The organism is Streptomyces sp. NPDC055254, assembly GCF_053606025.1.
The window spans coordinates 121,786-144,945 of sequence record NZ_JBSGQV010000015.1; the positions used below are offsets into that span (position 1 = coordinate 121,786).

At 69.2% G+C, this 23,160-nt stretch carries 11 protein-coding genes; 8 read left to right on the forward strand and 3 right to left on the reverse strand.

The genetic code is table 11. The features are described from left to right. Nucleotides 1-221: 221 nt before the first annotated feature. Nucleotides 222-2,903 (reverse strand): DNRLRE domain-containing protein, encoded by a 2,682-nt coding sequence (locus ACWFQ8_RS17420; protein WP_453787097.1) that lies wholly within the window; start codon nt 2,901-2,903, stop codon nt 222-224. A gap of 1,016 nt (nt 2,904-3,919) precedes the next feature. Here ACWFQ8_RS17420 and ACWFQ8_RS17425 point away from each other — a divergent pair. Beyond that, complete coding sequence (locus tag ACWFQ8_RS17425; RefSeq protein ID WP_453787098.1) at nt 3,920-10,807, forward strand: ricin-type beta-trefoil lectin domain protein; 6,888 nt, start codon at nt 3,920-3,922, stop codon at nt 10,805-10,807. Continuing rightward, nucleotides 10,804-11,301 (forward strand): hypothetical protein, encoded by a 498-nt coding sequence (locus ACWFQ8_RS17430; RefSeq protein ID WP_453787099.1) that lies wholly within the window; start codon nt 10,804-10,806, stop codon nt 11,299-11,301. The genes ACWFQ8_RS17425 and ACWFQ8_RS17430 overlap by 4 nt, the downstream gene beginning before the upstream one ends. Nucleotides 11,302-11,623: 322 nt before the next feature. Here the strand turns inward: ACWFQ8_RS17430 and ACWFQ8_RS17435 are convergent, their stop codons facing one another. Then, nucleotides 11,624-12,040, reverse strand: a complete 417-nt coding sequence (locus ACWFQ8_RS17435; RefSeq protein WP_453787100.1) for a DUF4190 domain-containing protein — start codon at nt 12,038-12,040, stop codon at nt 11,624-11,626. A gap of 254 nt (nt 12,041-12,294) precedes the next feature. On the opposite strand from ACWFQ8_RS17435, the gene ACWFQ8_RS17440 reads away from it, so the two are divergent. The 3 genes from ACWFQ8_RS17440 to ACWFQ8_RS17450 all read left to right on the forward strand — a co-directional run bounded on the left by ACWFQ8_RS17440 (nt 12,295) and on the right by ACWFQ8_RS17450 (nt 14,962). Beyond that, nucleotides 12,295-13,014: a hypothetical protein gene (locus ACWFQ8_RS17440; RefSeq protein ID WP_453787101.1), complete on the forward strand. Its 720-nt coding sequence runs from the start codon at nt 12,295-12,297 to the stop codon at nt 13,012-13,014. A gap of 188 nt (nt 13,015-13,202) precedes the next feature. After that, a complete protein-coding gene (locus ACWFQ8_RS17445; RefSeq protein WP_453787102.1) occupies nt 13,203-13,709 on the forward strand; it encodes a toxin-antitoxin system, toxin component in 507 nt (168 codons plus the stop codon). Next, entirely contained in the window at nt 13,709-14,962 is a 1,254-nt protein-coding gene (locus ACWFQ8_RS17450; protein WP_453787103.1) for a DUF6545 domain-containing protein, read from the forward strand. The genes ACWFQ8_RS17445 and ACWFQ8_RS17450 overlap by 1 nt, the downstream gene beginning before the upstream one ends. A gap of 50 nt (nt 14,963-15,012) precedes the next feature. Here the strand turns inward: ACWFQ8_RS17450 and ACWFQ8_RS17455 are convergent, their stop codons facing one another. Next, on the reverse strand, nt 15,013-17,103 hold the full coding sequence (locus ACWFQ8_RS17455) for a trypsin-like serine protease (RefSeq protein ID WP_453787104.1): 2,091 nt from the start codon (nt 17,101-17,103) through the stop codon (nt 15,013-15,015). 657 nt (nt 17,104-17,760) lie between these two features. On the opposite strand from ACWFQ8_RS17455, the gene ACWFQ8_RS17460 reads away from it, so the two are divergent. The 3 genes from ACWFQ8_RS17460 to ACWFQ8_RS17470 all read left to right on the forward strand — a co-directional run bounded on the left by ACWFQ8_RS17460 (nt 17,761) and on the right by ACWFQ8_RS17470 (nt 22,898). After that, nucleotides 17,761-21,840, forward strand: a complete 4,080-nt coding sequence (locus ACWFQ8_RS17460; protein WP_453787105.1) for a polymorphic toxin-type HINT domain-containing protein — start codon at nt 17,761-17,763, stop codon at nt 21,838-21,840. Nucleotides 21,841-21,890: 50 nt separating this feature from the next. After that, nucleotides 21,891-22,205: a hypothetical protein gene (locus ACWFQ8_RS17465; RefSeq protein WP_453787106.1), complete on the forward strand. Its 315-nt coding sequence runs from the start codon at nt 21,891-21,893 to the stop codon at nt 22,203-22,205. Nucleotides 22,206-22,427: 222 nt separating this feature from the next. Continuing rightward, nucleotides 22,428-22,898: a DUF6069 family protein gene (locus tag ACWFQ8_RS17470; protein WP_453787107.1), complete on the forward strand. Its 471-nt coding sequence runs from the start codon at nt 22,428-22,430 to the stop codon at nt 22,896-22,898. The last annotated feature ends 262 nt before the right edge of the window (nt 22,899-23,160 follow it).

The following is a 23,160-nucleotide window of genomic DNA, read 5'->3' on the forward strand; positions in this document are numbered from 1 at the left end:
CAGTGGCAGAAGTTCGGCCCGGCCCGCACCCGGTTCCGCGACGCCCGCCTCCTCGTCGTGGACGAGCCCACCTCGGCCCTCGATCCGGAGGCGGAGATCGCGGCCTTCCGCCATCCCACGGCAGGCCGCCGCACCGGACAAGGACAGCCCGGTTTCCTGAAACGGCAGTTGCCCTCCCCGGATGTCCGGGGAGGGCAACTGCCGTTCCTATGTCGTGTCGGTCAGCCGATGGTGAGGAAGGTGTTCCAGCCGTCCTCGTCGCGGCCGACGGCTGGGCCGATGGTGGTGGTGCCGCCTTGGAAGAGCCACTGGTTGCCGTCGGTGCCGACGCCCCAGATGTCGGGTATGCCGTCACCGGTGGCGTCGGCGGTGCCCAGGATCTTGGGGAGTGCGGCCCGGCCCCAGCCGGTGGTGGCGTAGGTGAGGTCGAGTCCGCCCTCGGAGCCGGCCTGGGTGGCCAGGGAGTTCACGTCGGCTCCGCCCTTGGGTCCGGGCTTGCCCTTGCGCAGGGCAAGTCCCCGGTTGGCGTTGGCGTTGTCACGGAAGACCAGGTCGGGGACCTGGTCGCCGGAGACGTCGCGGACACCGACGATGTCGCGGGCGGCCCAGCCGGTGGCGAGCTTCTTGTAGGAGGTGAAGCTGGAACCGGTGTAGCCGGAGAACACCCAGAACCCGTCGGCGTCGAGCGCGAACATGTCGCCCAGGCCGTCGCCGTCGAAGTCCTCGACGACCACGATCTGCCTGAACGCGGCCGGGTCCGGGGCGGAGAGCGGCATCTGCATCTCCATGCGCCGTCCGGCGTCGAACTGGCCGGTGCCGGTGCCGGGGTAGATGTACAGGTTCCCGTCCGGCATACGGGCGATCAGGTCGGTCAAGCCGTCACCGGGATGCCAGTCGGTGGCGTGCCCGATCAGCGCGGGGGTGGTGCCGGCCGGGTCCTTGAAGTGGCCGGGGGCGACGGGCTTGCCGTTCTCGACCGCGCCGGGCATGAACGCGTCGGTATCCCCGGCCCGGTCGCCGCCGTAGGTGCGCAGGTTGCCGTCCTTGTCGACCGCGAGGAGGTCGGGGAAGCCGTCGCCGGTGACGTCGCCGGGCTTGTCGGTGCCGGGGCGGGGGGAGACGTAGAAGAGGTACTCGGTGGGCACCGAGATGTTCCCCGCCTTGTTCACCGTCCGCACGTAGAGGATGTTCGGGCCGGCGGTGTCGACCTGGAGGTTGATGGAGGCCAGGTCGTTCTGCCAGGGGGTGGCCCTCTTCTCCCAGGTGGGGTGGTTCAGGCTCCACTGGTACTCGCGGATGTCGGCGGCGGGGGTGCCGTTACCGAGGATCTCGATCCACTGGTCGGGGGTGGAGGCCGGGGCCAGGGACCACTCCGCGCCATCAGGGCCGGGCGGCGGGAAGTGCACGGAGCGGACGGCCGGGTTGGCGGGGGCGGTGTGATCGACGGTGAACGTGCACCAGCCGCCGCCACCCGAGTCGGCGGGCCCGGAACCGTTGGACCACCAACCGTCCCAGTCCTGGGTCCGCGACAGCCAGAAGTACTTGCGGCCCGAGGTGAACGACGCCCACGGCAGGGTCTTGGTGACCACCCCGTCGCTGTTGGGCCACATCCAGTCCTCGGTGATCTTGGCGCCCGACGCGGCGTCCCACACCTCGATCTGGACCATCTTCAAGTTCCCGTCCCGGTCCACGCCCTTGGACTGGAAGCTCACATCCGTCTTGCCGATACTCGTCCCCGTGCCGGAGGTCAGACACGCGCCGCCCGGCGAGGAGGACATGTTCGCCGCGACCGGGATGTCCGGCGGCGTGTTGTAGGTGACCTCGATGTACGGGGCGCTCTCGCCGTTGGCGATGAACTTCTTCCAGTAGTACGAGTCCGACTCGCTCGGCGCCTTGAACCCCAGCGACAGCGCCCCCCAGCGGGCGGACGCGGCCTGGGAGACCAGGTTCTTGATGTCCGGGGCGATCCACGCGTCCGGGCAGGTGCTCTTGTAGCCGAACCCGGAGTTCTCCGAGGTGACCTTGTTGCCCCACCAGCCCGTCGTGTTGTTCCACGTCGACGACGACGTCACGAACGGCGTGGCATAGATGTCCATCGCCTTCGAATCACACGACCACGAATACGTCTGCAGCGCGCGGACCTTCGCGGAAATGATCCCCGCGCCGTGGAGCTGGGACCCGAACTCGAAATTGAACACCGAACGCGACGTGCCGCCCGAATCCGACTCGTAGCCGACCCGGGCCTCATTCGTGCCCGACGCGTTGTAATTCTGACCGTTGTAGAAACTCGAGTTCCCGGCCGTCTTGTAGAGCAGCGACCAGGCGTGCTTGCGGCCCTTGAACGAGGGGTCCACGAACACCGGATACACCGTGTCCGCGGCGTCCAGCAGCGCCCGGTCCGCCTTCAAGGTCAGCGTCCCGTCGTTCAGCGAGGCGGCGGCGACCGAGAGGTGGGCGCGCTCGGCGCCGGCCAGGCCCGGCAGGGCGAGGGTGGGGTGCTTCTTCGAGGTCTCGGTGGGCTTCCACGCCGGGACGTCATCGGTCGTGGCGACCTTGCCCGCCGAATCCCACATCAGCGGAGACGGCGACCCGGCGACTTCCTCACCCTGCGCGTCGCGGGCGGACAGGGAGCCGGACTCGCCGTCGAGCTGGAATTGCAGATCCGGGGAGGCGAGACGGTAGTTGATCTCTCCGAGGAGGGGGTCGGCGGCGGCCCGCTTGTCCTTCACGACCAGCAGATGCGAATACCCGCCGTCCCGCGCCGTCATCACCAGATCGATACCCGGCCGCACATTCTCGTACAGCGCGCGCGGGCCGTCGATCACCGGCTCCGGCAGCACACCGGGCCAGCTCACCGACATGTCATGCCCGTCGGTGTTCAACCGCACCAACTCGGTCCACACCTGACCTGGCGTATCCACCGCCAACGACGAGCGCACCACACCACGCGAGGACCGCCCCGCGTCAGGCGAACCCGCGCTGAACACCACGGCACCGTTCACCGCCTTCGCCGCGAACCCGCCCTCCACCCGACGCAGATCCGTATCGACCGGCTTCCACTGATCCCCGACCCTCGCCCGAACGGCAGAGCTGGAGACCTGCATCCGGAACAGACCATCCGGCTGCGCGAACGTCGTCGTGTTCGCCGACCGGTCGGCCGTCACCTCGACGTCCTTCCCGGACTCCGAAGCCAACTTCCGCGCCTGCGAAGCCGACACCGGGCCGCTCCCGTCACCGGAAGCCTTCGCCTTCGGCTCCTCCCCACCGGAGACCTGCACACCCACCGGCACGGCCACCGCAACCGCCAACAGGGCGGCCAGGCCACCCATGACCCTGCGGCGCCCGTACCAACCACGCCCCGGCCCCGGCTCGCGCCCCGACTTTGATGCTGTCGCTACAACTTCCCTATCCGATACAGCCGTTGGTGGACTCGGGTCCACGGATTCGCTGGCAGTCATGTCTTCGCTTCTCTCCCCCCGCGGGCACACACTTCCAAAGCCCTCGGTACTGACTCGTGATTCGGCCCATCGGCCCAGAAGGTGAGGGGTCCACTCCCCGCTCGCCTGCGATGAACGCGCGAGCTGAGCATGAGCCATTTCAGGCCGATCGTCACGCCGCGAGGCGCACCGCACAGCCGTCTTCCGCCGCCCATCTGGGGAGAATGCCCCAATGTGTGCGGACCGTAAGGTGATTAAGCCCACACGGGGATTTCGAAAGTGGCGCGCAGGTCACGACGGACCACAGAATCACCTGGCTAGTTGTCAGTTTCCTGCCACAGTTGCGCCTTTGTCGCGGTGGCAGAACGTGGGGGGTTCACATGTCGCCGTTGTCGGCGGACAGTCTTCGCCTGCCCGGAATCAGGAACACCCGTGCGAGACGCATGGGTTTTGCCGGGCGCACCGGCATCACTGTCTCGGTGATGCTGGTTGCTTCTCTCCTGCCCATTCAAGCGTGGGCAGCGCCGCCCGGGGACCGTACCGGCGTTCAGCTGCCGGGTCTTCAGGAGGACATCAAGGCCAAGCTCGACAAGGTCGAGGCCGCCAAGCTGGAAGGCTGGTCCGGGGCACCGCTGCAGCCGCCGGCCGAGTTCGAGCCGTCGAAGGTCACGCCGCCGGTGGGCGGTTCGGCGAACGTCGCGCTCAGCGGCGACCAGTTGGTCCAGGCCGGCACGCTGCCGGTGAGTATCGGCAAGGCGTCGCCGACCGAGTCCAACCCCACTCCGCCCGCCCCGTCGGGTACGTGGGCCGTGGCGGTCGAGTCGCGTACCGCCACCGAGGCGGCCAGCATCGACGGCGCGATCATCAAGGTCACGCCACCGACCGAGGGCTCGACCCCGGTCGACGTGCAGCTCGACTACAAGCAGTTCGAGGACCTCTACGGCACCGAGTGGGCCACCCGCCTGGAGATCAAGCAGCTCCCCGAGTGCTTCCTCACCACCCCCCACCTGCCCGAGTGCACCACGGCCAAGGACGTACCCAGCACCAACGACCTGACCACCCGGACCGTCCGCGCCACCGTCGACCCGGCCACCGCGCCCGGTCAGGGCCTGCGCACCATGGCCCTCACCGGCGGCGGCGGGCCGACGGTCCTCGCGGCCACGGATTCCGCCTCCGGCGCGGGCGGCACGTACAAGGCGACCTCGCTCTCGCCGTCCGGTAGTTGGGCGGCGGGCGGCAGCAGCGGCGGCTTCTCCTGGACTCATCAGCTGAGCATGCCGGCCTCCCCGGCAGGACCGGCTCCGCAGATCGCATTCACCTACTCCTCGCAGGCCGTGGACGGCAAGACGTCCGCGACCAACAGCCAGGCCTCGTGGATCGGCGACGGCTGGGAGTACGAGCCCGGGTTCATCGAGCGCCGCTACCGGTCGTGCTACGACGACCGCGGTGCCGTCCCGAGCAAGCCGAACAACGACAACGCCACGGACAAGAAGAAGGGCGACCTCTGCTGGGTCGGCGACAGCATCGTCATGTCGCTCGGCGGCTCGACGGTCGAGCTCGTCCACGACACGGCGAGCGGCCGCTGGATCCCTGCCCGGGACGACGGTTCGCGCGTCGAGCGGAAGACGGACGCCGGCGTCGCCAACGGCGCGAAGGACGGCGAGTACTGGGTCGTCACCACCCGCAACGGGACCCGCTACGTCTTCGGCCGCCACGACGTCGACGGCGCCGGTAGCCGGCAGGTGACCGACTCCGTCTTCACCGTCCCGGTGTTCGGCAACCACCCCGGCGAGCCGTGCTACCAGAGCACGTACGCGGCGTCCTCCTGCACCCAGGCCTGGCGCTGGAACCTCGACTACGTCGAGGACGTCCACGGTAACGCGATGGTCATCGACTGGGCCAAGGAGAGCAACCACTACGCCAAGAACGAGAAGTTCAAGGAGAAGGTCGCCTACCACCGCGGCGGCCACCCCAAGCAGATCCTCTACGGCCTGCGCGCGGACAACCTCTCCGGTGCCCCGGCCGCCAAGGTCGAGTTCACCGTCGACGAGCGCTGCATCAAGGAGGGCTCGGCCAAGTGCACCGACACCGAGTTCGACTCGAAGAACTACGGTGACAAGCAGCCCTGGTGGGACACCCCGTCCACGCTGCACTGCAAGGCGGACGCGAAGGACTGCTACGTCGGCGCGCCGACGTTCTGGACCCGCAAGCGGCTGACCGCCGTCACCACCTACGGCCAACGCACCAACGGCTCGACGGCACTGTCCAAGGTCGACCAGTGGTCGCTGACCCAGTCGTTCCCGAAGCAGCGCACCGACACGCACCCCCCGCTGTGGCTGGAGTCCGTCACCCGCACCGGCTACGGGACGGAGAAGGACACCAACGGCAACCAGATCGGCATCACCCTGCCCGCCGTGTCCTTCCTGGCCAATGTCCAGGACATGCCCAACCGCGTCGCGAAGAGCGCCGGCGACGCCACTCCGGACTTCGACCGCCTCCGCGTGGAGACCATCCGCAACGAGACCGGCGGCGAGACCTACGTCGACTACTCCAGCCCCTGCCCGGTCGGCACCACCCACCCGAAGCCGGAGGAGAACAAGGGACGCTGCTACCCCAACCACTGGTCGCCCGACCCGGAGTTGGAGAAGCCGCCGCTGGAGTGGTTCAACAAGTACGTCGTCGACAAGGTCGTCGAGAAGGACCGCGTCGCACGCCAGCCCGACGTCACCACCAGCTACACCTACGAGGGCGACGCCGCCTGGGCCAAGGACGACGACGCGTTCACCAAGCCCGAGCTGCGCACCTACAACCAGTGGCGCGGCTACGCCTCCGTGCTGACGAAGCGCGGCGTGACCGCCAATGCCGGCAAGCCCGACGCGACGGAAGAATCCCAGACCCGCACCCGGTACTTCCGCGGCATGTCCGGCGACGCCGGCCGAGCCAAGATCACCGTCAAGGACTCCACCGGGGCCGAGGAGCTCGGCGAAGACCTCCTCCAGTACCAGGGCACACCCGCCGAGGTCATCCAGTACACCAAGTCGGATGGCGCGGTCGCCACGCGTGACCTGACCTGGCCCTGGAGCCAGAAGACGGGCTCCCGTCCCCGTGACGGCACCACGGCGCTGGAATCCTTCCGCACGAGCAGCTCGCGCAGCGACAGGATCGAGTCGATCAGCACGGGGGCTACCCGTACGGTGCGCTCCCGCGTGACCTTCGACACCGCCGACGGACTGGCCCTCACCAGCCAGCGCGAGGTCATCGCGCCCAACGGCAGCGGCGGATGGGCCACCACGGACCAGACGTGCACGTCGATGACCTACGTCCACAACACCGACAAGCACCTGATCGGTCTTCCCCAGCGGGAGCGGACCACCTCCGGCGACTGCGCCCAGGCGAGCACCGGGGCGCTGATCTCGGACAGCCGCGTCTCCTACGACGCGCTGAATGCCTTCGGCACCGCACCCGTCAAGGGACTGCCCCGGCAGGTCGACAGCAATGACGCGGCCGGCACCGGCTGGGTCACGGCGCAGCGCACCGAGTACGACGCGCTCGGCCGTCCCATCAAGTCCTACAACCCCGCGGGTCACACGACCAGCGTTTCCTTCGCCCCCGCCACCGGCTCCCCGTTCACCGTCACGCTGACCAATGCCGCGGGCCACACGGCCACCACCTCGGTGGACCCCGGGCGTGGCACCGCGCTGGAGAAGACCGACGCCAACGGCCGCAAGGTCACCCAGGGGTACGACGCGCTGGGCCGCGCCACCGCGGTATGGACGCCCTCGCAGAACCCTGCCACCGACAAGGCCCGGCAGACGTTCGAGTACCAGATCGCCGAACACACGGCGCCGACCGTCATCTCCCGCTCCCTGCGTGACAACGGCACGTACCAGAGTTCCGTCGAGATCTACGACGGCCTCATGCGCTCGCGCCAGACGCAGACCGAGGCGCTGGGCGGCGGCCGTATCGTGTCCGACACGCTGTACAGCGCGAACGGCACGGTCAGCCAGACCAACAACGGCTACTTCGCCGAGGGCGAGCCGGACACGAAGATCTTCGTGCCGGAGTCCGTCTTCCATGTCCCCAACTCGACGAAGGCCGCCTTCGACGGTCTCGGCCGGGTCGTGCGCTCCACCACCCTCTTCGAGGACGTGGCCCAGCACTCGACCATCACGCGCTACGAGGGCGACTGGACCCTGACCCGCACCGGGATGTCGGCCGACGGCTCGGCTCCCCTCAAGGGCAGCCGTGCGTCCAAGGCCTGGACGGACGCCTCGGGCCGCACCTCCCTGATCCAGCACTACACCGCGACCGACCTCACCACGTGGAACAACACGACGTACGAGTACGACGTGCGCGGGCAGCTGACCAAGGTCGCCGACCCCGTCGGCAACAAGTGGACGTACTCCTACGACGGCCGCGGCCGGATGACCGGTGTGGAGGACCCGGACACGGGCAAGGCCGTGTACGGCTACAACGACCTCGACCAGCAGGTCTGGACCGAGGACTCGGCAGGGCGCAAGACCTTCACCGAGTTCGACGTGCTCGGTCGCCGGACGGCCACCCGTGAGGACGCCGCCGACGGTCCGCTGGTTGCCACCTGGGCCTATGACACGCTGCCGGGTGCCAAGGGGCATCCGGTCTCCTCGGCCCGCCACACCAACGGGCTGGTCATCACCTCGGAGTTCACCGGGTACGACAAGGAGTACCGCCCCACCGGGAGCAAGGTCACCATCCCCGATGCCCCGGCCACCAAGGGTCTGGCCGGCATCTACGCCTACACCACCGCCTACACCCCCACCGGCCAGGTCCAGTCGACGACCGTGCCCGCCACCCCTGGTGGTCTCGCGGCCGAGAAGCTGATCAACCGCTACAACGCCGACGGCTCGCTGGTGACCCGGTCCGGCCTGTCCTGGTACACGGCCGACACGGTCTACAGCCCGTACGGTGCCGTACTGCGCACGGCCTCGGGCAACGCCCCGAACCGGGTGTGGACCACCAGCCGCTTCGACCACAACACCGGGCGCCTCAAGGAGTCCATCAGCGACCGCGAGACGTCCGCTCCGAACCGGATCTCCGCCGTCTCCTACACGTACGACGTCCTTGGCAACCCGACCTCCATCACGGACACCCAGCCGGGCGGGAAGATCGACCGGCAGTGCTTCGCGTACGACGCGATGGGGCAGCTGACGGAGGCCTGGACCGGCAAGACGGAGGCGTGCAGCGGCCCGTCCGTGAACGACGTCGCCGCCGGCCCGGACGGCGACGGGTACTGGCAGTCCTACCGGTTCGACTCGATCGGCAACCGCACCAAGCTCGTCGACCACGACCTGACGAACCCGGCGCTCGACGACGAGACGACCTACGCCTACGGCGTCGAGACCACGACGGGCGGCCAGCCGCCGGTCAGGACCAAGCCGCACGCGCTCACGAGGACGGACAAGACGATCCGGACGGCGGGGGGCACCACCACCTCGCAGTCCTCGTACACCTACGACTCCGCAGGCAACACCAAGACCAGGAAGATCGACGCCGACACCCAGACCCTGGAATGGGACCGGCGCAACAAGCTCGTCTCCGCCAACAGCCCGGGCATCGGCGCCGTGGCCGTCACCGGCATGGCCGGCAAGTGCCTCGACGTCCAGTCCGCCAACAGCACGGACGGCACCCCCGTCCAGCTGTACCCCTGCAACGAGACCCGTGCGCAGCAGTGGCGTCTGACCGGTGACACGGTGCGTGCGCTGGACAAGTGCCTGACCGCCGACGGCCTGTACGCGCGACTGTCCACGTGTGACGGCAGCGCCAAGCAGAAGTTCGCCTACCGGGCCGGCGACAAGACGCTGTACAACGCGGCGGCCAACGCCTGCCTGACCGTCCCCAACGACAACGCGACCGACGGCAACGACCTCCACGTCTTCGCCTGCGCCACGAACGCCGTCGCGCAGCAGTGGACCTTCGCCGACAACACCACCAGCTACATCTACGACGCCGACGGCAACCGCCTCGTCGAGGAGACCGGCACCACCCGGACCCTCTACCTCGGCGAGGCCGAATTCACCGTCGACAAGGCCGGCCAGGCCACCAACGCCATCCGCTACTACAGCGGCCCCGGCGGCGTCACCACCACCCGCCAGACCTACGGCAAGACCACCGGCCACAAGCTGACGGTCCTGCTCGCCGACCACCACAACACGGCCACCGTCGCGGTCGCACAGGAGGCCGGCCAGGCGGTCACCCGCCGCAAGTACGACCCGTACGGCAACCAGCGCGGCGCCATTGCCGGCAACTGGCCCGGCAGCCGAACCTTCCTCGGCTCCGGGAACGGCGACAGCAGCACGGGCCTGACCCACGTGGGCGCCCGCGAGTACGAGCCGGTCAACGGCCGCTTCATCAGCGCCGACCCGATCGTCGAGATCACCGACCCGCTCCAGATGAACGGGTACGCCTACGCGAACAACAACCCGGTCTTCCGCAGCGATGCCTCCGGGCTCTGGAGCTGGGGCGGCATCAAGAAGGGCTTCACCGACGCGATCAAGGGCGCGTACCACGGAACCGTGGACTGGCTCTCGGAAACACGGGAGGGCTGGAACCGGCTCACCGGGGACTGGGAGGAGGCCAATGCGATCAAACGCGATCGCGAGCGCTCGAACCCGATGTACAGCGCCACCGGCGCACTGAAGGACATCGCCGGCCCGCCCTCCAACAGCTACGCGTACAGGATCTCCTACCACGTCACCAAGGCATTGATGCCCATCCTTCCCGGTGCGGGCATGGCCATGAACGCGGCTTCGAAGGGGGCCACGTTCGCGGCCAAGGGGACCTCGGCAGCGAAGCAGGCCCCGCGTACCTGGTTCCCCAGTTCGAAGGTGACCCCCCGCGGAAACGGCAACAAGACGTGGAAGCCTCCGGTCACGGTCCTGCCGCCCGGGCCGACGGGGAACCTCGCCACGGACCTGAGCAAACTCCAGGACCAGGTGTCCGGTTTCGCGCTCGACTACGCGAGTGCGCCCGGCAACTGGGTCAGGGCCAACATGAACAAGACCTATGTGGGCGGCATCAACACGCTGACCGGAGAGCGGGCGATCGCCAGTTCCGGCGGCTTCGCGCCGGGCAGGTCGTACTGCGCCGAGGGCAACGTCGTACGCGCACTCGGTGGTGACGCCACCCATGTAGTCTTCACGAACGCCTACACGGTGGCGAAGGATGAGGCCGGCAAGTTCTTCCTGTCCGTCAAGCCGGTGTGCCCGAAGTGCCAAGCCGATTACTCCCCCGGTCAGTTCATCGAAGGCGTCAAGCACGTAGGAACGAACCCGAAGACCAATGAGAAGTCGCCCTGGGACTTCGGCAGGATTCTCTCGGACGGTGCGGAATGAAATCACTGGAACTGGTTCGGATCGAAGCGGGACTGCACGACTGGGCAGGTATGGAGTGTGGCTGCTCGGTCACCAGGACCATCTCGGCCGAGCACATTCCCGACCTTCTCATCGGGCTGCTCGAGGGGAACCCCGAGAGGCTCAGTGACGAATGGGCGGAGAATCACGCCTACATCCAGTCGAACCTGATGGAGCCGGCCGTGGCGACGGCGCACCTCGTGGTCGCGGCCCTGGCCGGGCGTCCTCCTGTCGGAATGCGTCACGATCTGCTGCAGATCATGACCGCCTTGGTGTGCGGCGAGCAGGAGGACATCGCCGACGCGTGCCTGGACGTCGTCCGCGGGGCCACGTGGCTCCTCTACGAGGAGCTGGTGGCGTGCGAGCAGGTGGGCACCTCGGGGCTGGCCTACGAACTGCTCAAGTTCATGGATGAGCAATCCGAACGGCTGGCCGCGTACCGCAGCCTCTACGGGGCCCAGCTTCCCGGCATCTGAGGTAACGAGGTCCGCCGTCCCACGAAGGTCCCCCGCTCGGCGAGCGGGGGACCTTCGTCGTCCGTGCGCACCCCCGGCAGCCCGTCGGTGTCGCCGAACGGGCCGTGCGTCACCTGAAGAAGTGAACCGCCCCTCATCCCAAGGGCACCACGGGTAGGGCACTGCTGATCTCGTGCGGCATGGCGGCCGTAGTCGGAGTGTCCCGCGAGGCCGCCCACCCGGTCCAAGCGTTTTCCCCCGCATCGCCGCCGGCGCCGGGCAGCCGCGCCGGCGGCGATGCGGGGGGCGAGAAGCTTGCTCCGGCCGCCGGGCAGGTTCCGCGTCAGTGGTCGACGTCGTCGTTGAAGCGCTTCGAGCAGTCCTGCTGCTCCTGCTGCGTCTCGGCGCTGTTCAGGCAGGACCGCAGGTCCTTGCCCTCGTCGGAGTTGAGGATGGACACCCCGACGGCGACGAGGATCCCCGCGAGGACCACCGTCACGGCGCCCAGGGCCAGGCCTGCGACGGCCATGCCCCGGCGGCCGGCGCCGCCCCGGGCTCTACGGAGGGCGGCGATGCCCAGGCCGATGGCCACCAGGGCCAGCGGAATGCCCACGAACCACAGCCACAGCAGCAGGAGGGACGCGATTCCGGTGACCAGCGCGGCCACGGCGAGGCCGTTGCGCCCCGAACCGGGTGCGGAGGCGGGGGCGGGGTGGACGCCGGCGCCGGTGTGGTCCGGGGAACGGTACGCGTCGGACATGGGAGGGGTCCCTTCGTGGTCGGCCGTTGACAACTCCACCGCGCAGCGGTGATGTTCAGCCCGTCTGCCACGGCCCGGGCGCCGCAAACCCACCGCATCGCCCGCATCGGGAACCCGCGGCGGCGCTGTCACCCCGGCAGTCAATGCGGGCTGATGCCCGTCATCCTCGGTTGCTGACGCCGAGCTGAGGTCGATACTGTTTGGCGTGCACGTGCGTCACCGACCACCGGTCGGCCCGGAACGGGGGAGCAGGAATGAGTGAGAGGTTCGCCGCGGACCCGGTCGGGACCGCTCGGCGCATCACTTCCCTGCTCGAACGAGCCGGGCTCGCGGACGAAGACGCGCTCCGGGTGGAGGGCGAGGGCGGCCTCTCGTACGCCTCGGGGTTGCCCGTGGAGGATGTGCGGGCGCTGTTGCGCGGTGAGCGGCTGCCCCGGGGCGACGGTGGCGGGACGGACCCGGTGGAAGAGCGGCACCGCCGGGTGGTCGCCCGCATCGTCTTCCTGCGCCGTACCCGACTGCGGACTTCCCCCGACGGCCAGCGGCGGGCGTACTCGCTGGCGGACATCGCGGCGGGCGCGGGAACGAGCGCCCAGTGGCTCGACAAGATGATCAAAACGGGGAAGGCTCCGAACCTCGATCACGCCGCCGGTATCGCGGACTTCTTCGGAGAGAGCATCGAGTTCCTGGTCGCCGAGCCCGCCGAGGCCTTGGACCGGGTGCTCCAGCGAATCCACAAGGACCTGCTGGAGCGGACCGTCGCGCGCCAGGACGCGGACATCCAGCGCCTCAGGAGCGCGGACACCGCCAATGCCGCGGAGGGCGCCGGTTCTCCCGGTTCCGATCTGGGCATCGTCGGCTACGCCGCACGGGCACTCGCCGACGTGCCGGACGACACGGCGCAGCCCATCATCGCCCTCATCGAGTCCATTGCCCGGCGCTCGCGCGAGGAGCGCGCCCGCGAAGGCCGGTAAAAGGGCCCCTGGCCAGGCGCGATGTACACACCGGGGCAGCTTGCCTGCGCCGTGTCGAGTGGCTACTGTGCGGGCGCACGACTGTCAGAGTGCCGCGCATGCGTTCAAGGGTTCGACGAGCGGTGTGCCGGCGAGGGATGCGTCCGGGTGGGGAAGACATGTGGGACGCGGTGCGTATCTCCCGTGAAATGAAGCGCCACCGGGACGAACTGTTCGCGGGGGCGACGCGCCGGACGGCGCACCAGCCGCGCGAGCTCCTGCAGGCCGTCTGCGCCCACGTGTCGGAGACCAGCGGGCGCGAGGTCCGTCTCATGCTGGAGCCGTTCCCCCCTGGCACGGTCAGCGGGCTCTGGCTCGACCTGGGCGATCACGAGGTGATCGCGGTGGAGAAGAACACCCTGCCCGTTCACCAGATGGTGATACTGGGGCACGAGCTGTGGCATCGCAAGGAGGGCCGGCCCGGCAGCACGGCCGGCGGGGCCGCGGCCGCGCGCATGCTCGGTGACCGGTGGCGCGTCGACGACGCGGTCGCCCACGTCGCGGCACGCACCGACTACGACCTCGACGAGGAGCGGCGGGCGGAGCGGTTCGGCCGTCTGCTGGCGGCGAAGTTCCGCCCGCTCCTGCTCGGCACGCGCAACAGGACGCCCTCCGACGAGCTGACCGGGCGTATCTGGGCATCCTTGGAGGGCTGATGCGAGAAGGGGCCGACTACTACCTTCCCGCCGCCGTACTGGGCGCAGCCCTGCTCGCGAAGTGGCCCTCCCTCCAGCGGGGGTGGCGCAGCCCGACGGTCCGGACGGTGAACGCGCTGCTGTTCCTGCCCTGCGCCGGCTTCGTCCTGTCCTCCCCGCCGACCATCACCGCCGTCAACCGCCTCACCGGCATCTGCAATCTCTCGGCCCTCCTGGTCCACTGCATCATGACCGCCTACGCGTGCGCGTCCCTGCTGCTGCTGGACTACTGGAGAGGGAAGTCGGGAGAGGTCGCCCGCACGCGCCGCCGCGCACGGGTGTGGAAGACCGGCTGCTTCGTGGTGATCGTGGCCCTGGCGGGGCTCTTCGCCCTGGGCGACGTCCCGGTGGAACGCCCGCGGGACTTCGACACGTACTACGCCACCACCCCGTTCATCAGCGAGATGCTCGTGCTCTACCTGCTCACGTACATCGCTGCCGGCGCGGCCACGACCATCGTGTGCTGGAACTGGTTGATCGACATCGGCAGAAGAACGGCGCGGGGGACGAGGACGGCCGTCGACCGGCCCTTGCGGATCGGCCTTCTCGTCCTGGTGATCGCGGCCCTGGCCAACATCGTCTTCGGCCTGTTCAAGCTGACCGCCATCGCTGCCCGTTGGGCGGGCCGGGACTGGGACGCGCTGAACGAGAGCCTGTCGCCCTTCATCTCGGCCAGCGGGATGATGGTCGGCGTCGGGCTCCTCGTCCCGGCCTACGGCCCCGGCCTGATCGACCGGGTGTGGCACCCCGTGCGCGCGGTCAGTGCCCTGCGGCCCCTGTGGCGACTGGTCCGCCGGTCCGGACTGGCCACCGGAAGCAGGATGTTCCTTCCCCCGCCCTGGTACGCCGGGCCGGAGCAGGTCCTGCTCTACCGGATGACCACCGTTCACGACTGGATGCTCGAACTGTGCGTCCACTGCACGGACGACGTACGTGAGGCGGCCTACCGACGGGCGAAGGAGGGCGGGGCGGCGGAGCGCGAAGCCGTGGCGGCCGGCCTGGCCGCCATGTTCACCGCGGCGGCGCAGGCGCGTGCGCGCACGGCGGAGCCCGCCGCGGAGCAGAACGTCGTCGCGGTGGCCGCCGTGCGCTCGGCGGAGGCGGCGGACCGCGACCTGCTGGTCTCGATCTCCCGCGCTCTTGCGTCTGCCTCCGGCCGCACGGCCGGCTCGCGCCGGTCCGCCGTGGCCTTCGGAGGCCGCGTGCGGCGGTGAGGGTACTCCACCCCCGTGGGGGTACCCTCACCGGCGGGTCCGTCCCGCTGTCAGCCGTTCCAGGTGCCGGTGATGGCGAGGGCGCCCGGGGCTGCGGGCAGGCCCTGGACCGGGACGGCCGCGGTGGTGGCCCAGGTGCGGTCGGCGCGGCGGGTGGTGTGGAGGAGCTTGTCGTCGGCGGTGGTGACGGCCACCACGACCTCGCCGGCGACGTTGGCGGTGGCGACGGACTTGGCGGTGACCGTGCCGAGGATGGCCTTGATCTCGGTCAGCTGGGTCCAGACGCCGTTGAAGTTGCGCAACGCGTGGTACTGGCGGGCGCCGTTGTCGGTGGCGATGACGATGTGCGTCTCGTCGCCGGAGCCAACGGTGCTGATGGAGGTGATGGGGCCGGTGGGACCGGCGGCTCCGGCGACATCGCCCCAGGGGAGCCAGTTGCCGTTGCCCTGACGGATGGTGTGGTAGGCCTTGCCGCCGCTGACGGTGGTGACGTGGAGCTCGCCCCGGACGACGGCGGTGGCCGCGGCCGTCACGTTGCCGACCTTGCCGGAGGTGACGTCGCGGAAGGGCGTCCAGTTGCCGGTGGCGTCGCGGACGGTGTGGAGCGCCTTGCCGTCGGCGACGGCGACGACGTGGAGGTCCCGGCCGATGTTCATCGCGGTGACTCCGGTGAGGTTGCCGAGGGCGCCGGCCGCGCCGAAGACGTCCCCGAACGCGCCCCAGGAACCGTCCTGCTTGCGGATCGTGTGGAACAGCCCGGCACTGTTGCTGACGGCGAGGACATGGGTGTCGCCGCTCATGCCTACGGCGGCGGAGTTGCGTATGCCGCCGATGCTGCCGGCGCCCTGGGTCTGGACGTCTTCGAAGCCGGTCCAGGATCCGTCGTTCACACGGACGCCCTGGTAGAGGCTGCTGCCCGACTGCACGAGGGCTTGGGTCTTCCAGCCCGGGGACAGTGCACGGACGCGCTGGAACCAACCGCCGAGGTCGTCGACCCGGGTGCTGAACGCACCGGCACGGGTCTCCGTGTCGGGGGCGCCGAGGCAGCCGCCCTGCCAGCCGCGGCCGGTGATTCCGACGAGGGCGGGCTTGCCGTTCTCCGTGCGGAATGCGGCACCGCCGGCGTCGCCGGCACAGACGGTGGCGTCGGCGGGAGACTTGGCTGCGAGGTCGAAGCCGGTCGCGGTCACGTTCCCCGCGGTGAAGACGGCCTTGTGACGGGTGGCGGGGACCCACTCGGTCTTGGTACGACCGAAGCCGGCGACGGTCACCTCATGACCCGTGGCGGGCGCGGTGGCCGCCAGCGGGACGGGGTCGATGCCGTTGGCGGGCTGCACGAGGCGCGCCATGACGAGGTCGCGGTCGGCGTGCGGGACCAGTTCGGCGATGTCGCTGGTGTGTCCGCCACTGGTGATCAGCAGGGACTTGCCGACCACGGCGGTGGTCTTGTCCTTCGGCGCGCCCGCGGCCACGGTGTTGCCCTGGGCGGGGTCGTCGGCGAAGCAGCTCTTGGCGGTGAGGACCCAGTGCGCATCGACGAGCGCACCGGAGCAGGAGCGCTTGCTGTCGCCGACGATCAGCTTGGTGTTGAAAGCGAGTCCCGCGGTGTCGATGGGCTGTCCGGCACCGGGGGGAGTGGTGCTCGACGTACCGGTGACCCGCAGCTCCAGCAGGACGGCGGCGGACGGGTCCGCGCCCGCTTCACCGAAACCTCTGCTGGTGTTGCCGGGGATGTCCAGGTTCTGCGTCTCGTTCTTGACGGAGATGCTGGCCTTCACCGACCGCTCGTAGGTCTGGATCCGGTACGCGCCCGGAATGGAGACGGTGAGGAACCCGGTGCCTCCAGGAGCCGCGAAGCACATCCGCTCCTCGGGCAGCTTCAGATCGCGGGCCCACACCTTGATCTGGTACGGCTTGTCGCAAGGGGTGTGGGTGATGTTGCCGTCACCGCGGATCAGCTTGGCGCCGGTTTCCGCCAGGGTCTGATCGCTGCCGGGGTAGGACCCGTCCTCGACGACGTACGGGGCACCGGCGTTGGCGGCCGGCTCGCCGGCGGCCGAAGCCACGGGGGCGGCGGTTCCCATGAGGACCGCCGCGGTCGCGGTGGTGGCCGGCAGCCACCACCGTGTGCGCAATGCCATGAACGTCACTTTCGTCATGTCACCCCCGTGGGAGGGTGACTCGGGGCCGTCCGGCTCGTGCTGGACGGCAGGGGGTGAGGACTGCCGGGGTCCGGGGGGGCGCAGCGATCTCCGACAGCGGGTACGTCCGCCTGCCGCCGTCATCGGTCGCCTTGAGCCGAGTGGTGCGCGGAAAGACGATGCGGTCGACGACCTGACGGTGACGTGCCGCCACCGGCGTACGCACCTGCGCGGTCCATGGCTGTGTCCGTGGCCGTGGCCGATCGCTCACCTCCGACCAACGCCTCCACCTCGGCCGCATCAAGGCCCGAGGCGAAGGCGAGACCGCCGATTCCTGGGCTCGTGACCCTCTGGGGGGAGACGGTAACGGCTCGCGACTCGCATATCAACCACCGTTTGCATGCATCAACGCCAGTTGAAATCAGTGAGGTTCCCTCATAGGGTCCTCACAGCTCGGCAGACACCCATGCCTGGACACACTCCTGGGCACGGCCCTGTCCGCGCCTTGCGCGTCAGCCACAACCCTGCGCGTGACCAGCGCAGTTCCCGCGGCTGCCAGGCGCGTCCCGGCCTGGCAGGCATTCAGTTCCCACCCGGCTCGACTGGGTTCACGCATGCCGGTCCCCGCGGGAATCGGCACACAGAGGGGGAGATTCCGTGCGTCACACAACAGGCCGACCACGCTGGGGAGCGGGGAGGAGACCGGACGCTTCACGCACGCTGATCGGCGGTCTCCTTCCGCTGGCTCTCCTGACGACGCTGCTGTCCACGGCACCGATCGCCGCAGCCGCGGAGACCCCGGTCAGCGAGCGCGGGCAGACCGTCGCGTTCTGGAAGAACGGCGGTCCGGCGATGCAGGCGGCCGCCGGGACCGCCCTGACGGGCTCGGACGCGGACATCCGCGCCTTCCTCGACAAGGGCCGCGCCATAGCGGAGAACCTCGACGACCGCGAAGCGGCGCTTCAGGTCGTCGCGGAGGCCGGCCCGGGCGTGCGCAAGGCCGCCGAGCAGGCGCTGGCCGGGACTCCGGAGCAGCTGGACACCTTCCTGAAGGAGGGTTGGAAACTGCCCCTCGACCAGGACCAGCGGGTCGAGGCGGCCAGGATCGGCGAAGCCGGCGGCAGGACCCTGAAGGAGGCCGCCGATGCCGCGCTGAACTCCGACATGCAAGCGGTGCGCGCCTTCCTGAGCGAAGGTCAGTACAAGAAGCGCGACTCCGACGCACGGGTCCGTGTGGCGCAGCTCGAAACGGCGGGCGGGGCGAAGGTCCGCGCCGCCGCCACCGCAGCCCTCAACGGTTCGATCGAGGACGTTCGCGAGTTCCTCACCTTCGGTCAGCACGTGGCCAGGGCGCAAGACCAGGAACACGCCTCCGTCACCGAGCTCGCCCAGCAGGCCAAGGACGCCGGCGACGCGGCGGAGCGGGAGAGCCGGGCCGCCAAGGAGGCCGCCGACCGGGCCATCGCACTGGCCCTCTTGGCCAAGAAGGAGACCGAACGGGCCAGGGACGAGGCAGCGGCGGCCAAGGCGGACGCCGCCCGCGCCGCCGAAGCCGCCCGCCGCGCGGCGGAGTCCACCCGGCGTGCGGCCGAGGCCGCTCAGTCGGCGATCGCCGCCGCCCGTGCCGCCAACGCGGCGGCCCAGGTCGCCGCGGCGGCAGCCAGTGCCGCCGCCCGTGCCGCGTCCGGGGCGGCGAACGCCGCCGCGAAGGCGCTCACCCATGCGGCAGCGGGTCAGCGGGACGAGGCGCTCGCCGCCCACGCCCGGCAGGCCGCCGACGCCGCCGACGGCGCCGCGACGGCCGCGGAGCGCGCGGCGATCTCCGGTGACGCCGCCGCCGCTTCGGCGAGGGCCGCAGCGTCCTCGATCGCGAACGCGGACGGCGCCGCCCTGGCCGCGGAGGAGGCCGCCGGGTACAACGAGCAGGCCGGCAATTCCTCCGCGGAGGCCCGCCAGGCCGCTGCCACCGCCCGCCGCCACGCGGCCGAGGCGACCCGCGCCGCGGACATCGCGGCCGGTCACGCGGCCAACGCGGCACGCGAGGCCCGAGCGGCACGCGACGCGGCACGCTCGGCCGCCAAGCACGCGCGCAACGCCGCCGATGCCGCCATGAAGGCCGGCGGGCACGCGGCCGGATCCAAGGAAGCGGCCGCCGAGTCCAAGGCCCATGCCGACACCGCCCTCCAGCGCGCCAAGGAGGCCATGGCGGCAGTGGACAAGGCCAAGGAGATCCACGACCTGGCCCGCAAGGCCGAGGCGGACGAACTCGCCGCCCGCAAGGCCACCGGCATCAACCACGCCAAGGACCTCAAGGCCGCGTACGACAGGACCCTCGCCGAGGAGAAGAAGGACAAGGCCGACTCCGACAAGCTCCGAGCCGACTTCGTCCGCCTGTCCCAAGAAGCCGCCCAGCCCGCGGCCGAGCCCGCCCAGATCGCCGCGGCGGGCCGCAAGATGGCCCTGGCCGCCCTGCAGACCCAGGGACAGTGGAGCCGGGCCGCAGCCGAAAGCGCCCTGGCCGCCCCGGACGCCGTCGTGGTGGCGTACGCCCGCAACGGCTGGCGGGCGGCGGAGCAGCAGGACGAACGCGAACAGATCCTCAGACTCCGCGACGACTCTCCGTACGTAGCGGTGAGAAGCGCCGCCACGACCACGCTGGGCGGTGACGCGACCCAGATCCACGCCTTCCTCGTGGAGGGACAGCACGAGGCAGCGGTCTCCGCGTACCGGGTCGAGGTCGCCCGCATCGGCAACTCCGGGGGGCCGGCCGTCAAGAAGGCCTCGGACGCCGCCCTCAACGGGACCGGCTACCGGCCGCTGCTGGACTTCCTCACCACCGTTCAGCACACCGCCCGTCACAGCGACGACCAGGCGACCGTGGCCGGCTTGGCGCAGAACGCCGGCCCGGAGGTGAAGGCCTACGCCGACATCGCCATGGAGGGACCCGCTCCGTCCCTGCGCACCTTCGTCGAAAGCGGCCAGCACAAGGCGGCACGCCGAGACCAGGGCAACGCCGGCCACGTCGCGCAGATCCAGCACGTCATCGCCGGAACCGCACAGGTGGCGGCCCTCGCCCAACAGCGGGCAGCCGAGGCCCTGAAGACCGCCGCCACCGCGCTGGACGCGTCCAACGAAGCGACCGAGTACGCCCGGCAGGCCAAGATCTACGCCGAACAGGCCGCCGGCTACGCCGAACAGGCCGACACCTCCGCAAAGCAGGCTGAAGCCTCCGCGAAGAAGGCAGCCGCGCACGCGGCCACCGCCCGCAACGCGCAGCAGCAGGCCCGGACCAGCGCGAGCAACGCCAACGCCTCCGCGGCATGGGCCGAAGCCAGCGCCGACCTGGCCCGCGGCTACGCCGCCGAGGCCTACGCGGCGGCCGAATCCGCACGCCAGTCCGCCATCAACGCCGGAGCCGACGCAAACGCCGCAGCCGTCACTTACCAGAAGCACCTCGACACGTACCTCGCCGAAAAGGCGCGCGCGAACGAGCAGACCTGGTGGGAGAAGGCTTACGAGAAGTACCGGTATCTGGAGCAGCTGGTCGCGGGCGGAATGGAATACGCGGGCGACTACGCATCCGAAGCCGGCAAACAGGCTTGGGAGTGGTACAAGAACCTCTCGTTCCTGGAGAGAGAGCGCCTGCACCTGGAGCTTCGCCACCTCGTGGCCGACGGGTTCGGTGGAATCCCCATCCTCGGGGAAATCGCCGACCTCAGCAACTGCCTTACCTACGCCCTGGAAGGTGTCGGTTTCGGAGATTCGAGCAAATTCACCGACGCGGCATGGTCCTGCGGTGCAGCCATTCCCATCGCCGGCTGGCTCGCCTACATTCCCAAGGGGAAGAAGTGGTACAGCAAGGCTGAACCCCTCTGGGAAAAACTGAAGCGATTCAATAAAAAGATAGAAGATATTCTGGAGTGCGGAGGGAAGAAGCACAGCTTCCCCGCCGGCACACCTGTACTGATGGGCGACGGAACCACCCGCCCCATCGAGCGCGTCAGGATCGGCGAAGAGGTCCAGGCAACCGACCCCGTCACCGGAATATCCGGAAAACGCCGCGTCACCGCGACGATCTACACGCCCGATGACCGGAATTTCACCGACCTCACGCTGGGGGCCCCGGACGGAAACGCCTCCCTGACGGCAACCGGCCACCACCCCTTCTGGTTGGAGAATCAGAACGGGTGGGTGGATGCAGCCGAACTCAAGCCGGGAGACACGCTCCGCACGCCGGCCGGAACGGCCCGCATTACAAGGGTCAATAACTGGAACGGCCTGCAACCCGCCTACAACCTGACGGTGGACGACCTCCACACGTACTACGTCCTCGCCGGACCCACCCCGGTCCTCGTTCACAACTGCACGGGATACGACCCCGCAACGGGTCAACTCGACGAAACGACCTATAAAGCCCTGCGCAAGGCTTATGGAGACAGGGCTGCCGACGGCGCTGATTACAATATCGACGCGATGCACGGAACAGATCAAGCCCGCGCCCTGGATCACAACATTCCAGGAATTGGGCACAACCCTTCCGCGCTCGCGGCGTATTTCAAGAGTTTCGAAGGCAAGATGACCCATCGAGACAACAAGAGAGGATCTTTGGTTACGTACGACAGCAACCGCGGCGTTATCATAATAGATGGAGCCGACAAGATTCACGGATTCAGGCTCGATCCGGATAAGTTCAAGAACGACATGCACAACGGAGGGGCCAGGTATACTTTGAAATGAGAAAATCAGTAAGGATTGCGGCAGGCGCTACGGGGCTGGATCTCACTCTGGTGACCTCCCAGCGGACCGCATTCTTCGCAGCGGTCGATTATGTCGTCAACGGGCCACTGACCGAGGCGAGCATGATCGTAGAATTCGGTGCCACGCGGGAGACCCTGCAGGAGTTGTCGGCGAGATTCTCCGACTCCGAGACGACTGTGGTCACCCTCCAAGATCTCCACCTGGTGCACCAGCTGTTCCAGGGGTTGCCTCGCCACATCAAGTCGGAGGAGCATTTCCACCTCGTCACCGGTTTCTATAAAGACGACTACCGTCACGTCGCAAGCGCTCTTCTGGATTCCGTGCGGGAAATAGATACCGACTGAATTCAAAATCGCCGGGGTCCTGGACACAGCGTCCGGGACCCCGCTTTTTTTGTAATGTGACGGTGGCGCGAAGGCGCCATCCCTGCCCCGCCTGCCCTCGTCTCACCACGGGACGTCGCACAGACGGGACTTGACCTCAAGCGCGCTTCAGGTTGGAGGCTCATTCGTACGCACCGCCGGCGGCTGGGGGCGGCGCGGCACTTCACCCACTGGAGGAGCCCCATGTCGAGCAACATCGTTCACAACCCCGACCCCGCTGTGCCTGGCGCATCCCCGGTCCACCGCTCTGGCCTCACCTGGTGGAAGGCACTGGTCACCGGGGCGATCTGCGCGGTCGTCGTCAATCTCATCGTCCTCGCCGTCGCCGAGCTGGCCGACGCCTCGCTCATCATCGTCAACGGCGGCGAAGAGCACCCGATCACGGTGGGCGGCGTCATCGGCGCCTCGGTCGTCCCGCTGGCCGTCGGGGCGGGCGCTGCCCTGCTTCTGTCCCTGTGGAATCTGGTCTTCCTGCGGATCGCGCAGTACGTGGGCGGCGGCCTGGCACTACTGTCGGTCGCCGGCCCGCTGTCGTCCGGCGCCGACGGCGGCACCGTCGCCGCCCTGGCCCTGATGCACATCACCCTCGGCGTGACGGTCGTCAGCACCCTGGAGCTCCACCGCCGCCACCGGCTCCTCCAGCCAGTGCTGTGACGTGCACCGAACTTTGCCGGGTCGGGTGGTCGGGCTGCCGTGTTCCTGGCCGCCCAGGTGGAAGCGATGCCCGCGGGTCACATACTCGATCCGCTCTCGATCCGCTCCGGCTCTCCTTCTGGGCCGGGCGGGTGGTGGCCTCCGGATGACGAAGTCGTCGTCACTGACTAGGCAGTGTCTGGTGGCTCTTTGATGAGGTCGCGGAGCCAGATCACGATGGCCGCGGTGGCCAGGGTGCCGTTGAAGATGTAGTCGCGTTTGT

Bases quoted from the DNA above. Each gene is read 5' to 3' on its own strand.
- ACWFQ8_RS17425 (WP_453787098.1), top strand. From the start codon at position 3,920: ATGCTGGTTGCTTCTCTCCTGCCCATTCAAGCGTGGGCAGCGCCGCCC.
- ACWFQ8_RS17430 (WP_453787099.1), top strand. From the start codon at position 10,804: ATGAAATCACTGGAACTGGTTCGGATCGAAGCGGGACTGCACGACTGG.
- ACWFQ8_RS17435 (WP_453787100.1), bottom strand. From the start codon at position 12,040: ATGTCCGACGCGTACCGTTCCCCGGACCACACCGGCGCCGGCGTCCAC.
- ACWFQ8_RS17440 (WP_453787101.1), top strand. From the start codon at position 12,295: ATGAGTGAGAGGTTCGCCGCGGACCCGGTCGGGACCGCTCGGCGCATC.
- ACWFQ8_RS17445 (WP_453787102.1), top strand. From the start codon at position 13,203: ATGAAGCGCCACCGGGACGAACTGTTCGCGGGGGCGACGCGCCGGACG.
- ACWFQ8_RS17450 (WP_453787103.1), top strand. From the start codon at position 13,709: ATGCGAGAAGGGGCCGACTACTACCTTCCCGCCGCCGTACTGGGCGCA.
- ACWFQ8_RS17455 (WP_453787104.1), bottom strand. From the start codon at position 17,103: ATGGCATTGCGCACACGGTGGTGGCTGCCGGCCACCACCGCGACCGCG.
- ACWFQ8_RS17470 (WP_453787107.1), top strand. From the start codon at position 22,428: ATGTCGAGCAACATCGTTCACAACCCCGACCCCGCTGTGCCTGGCGCA.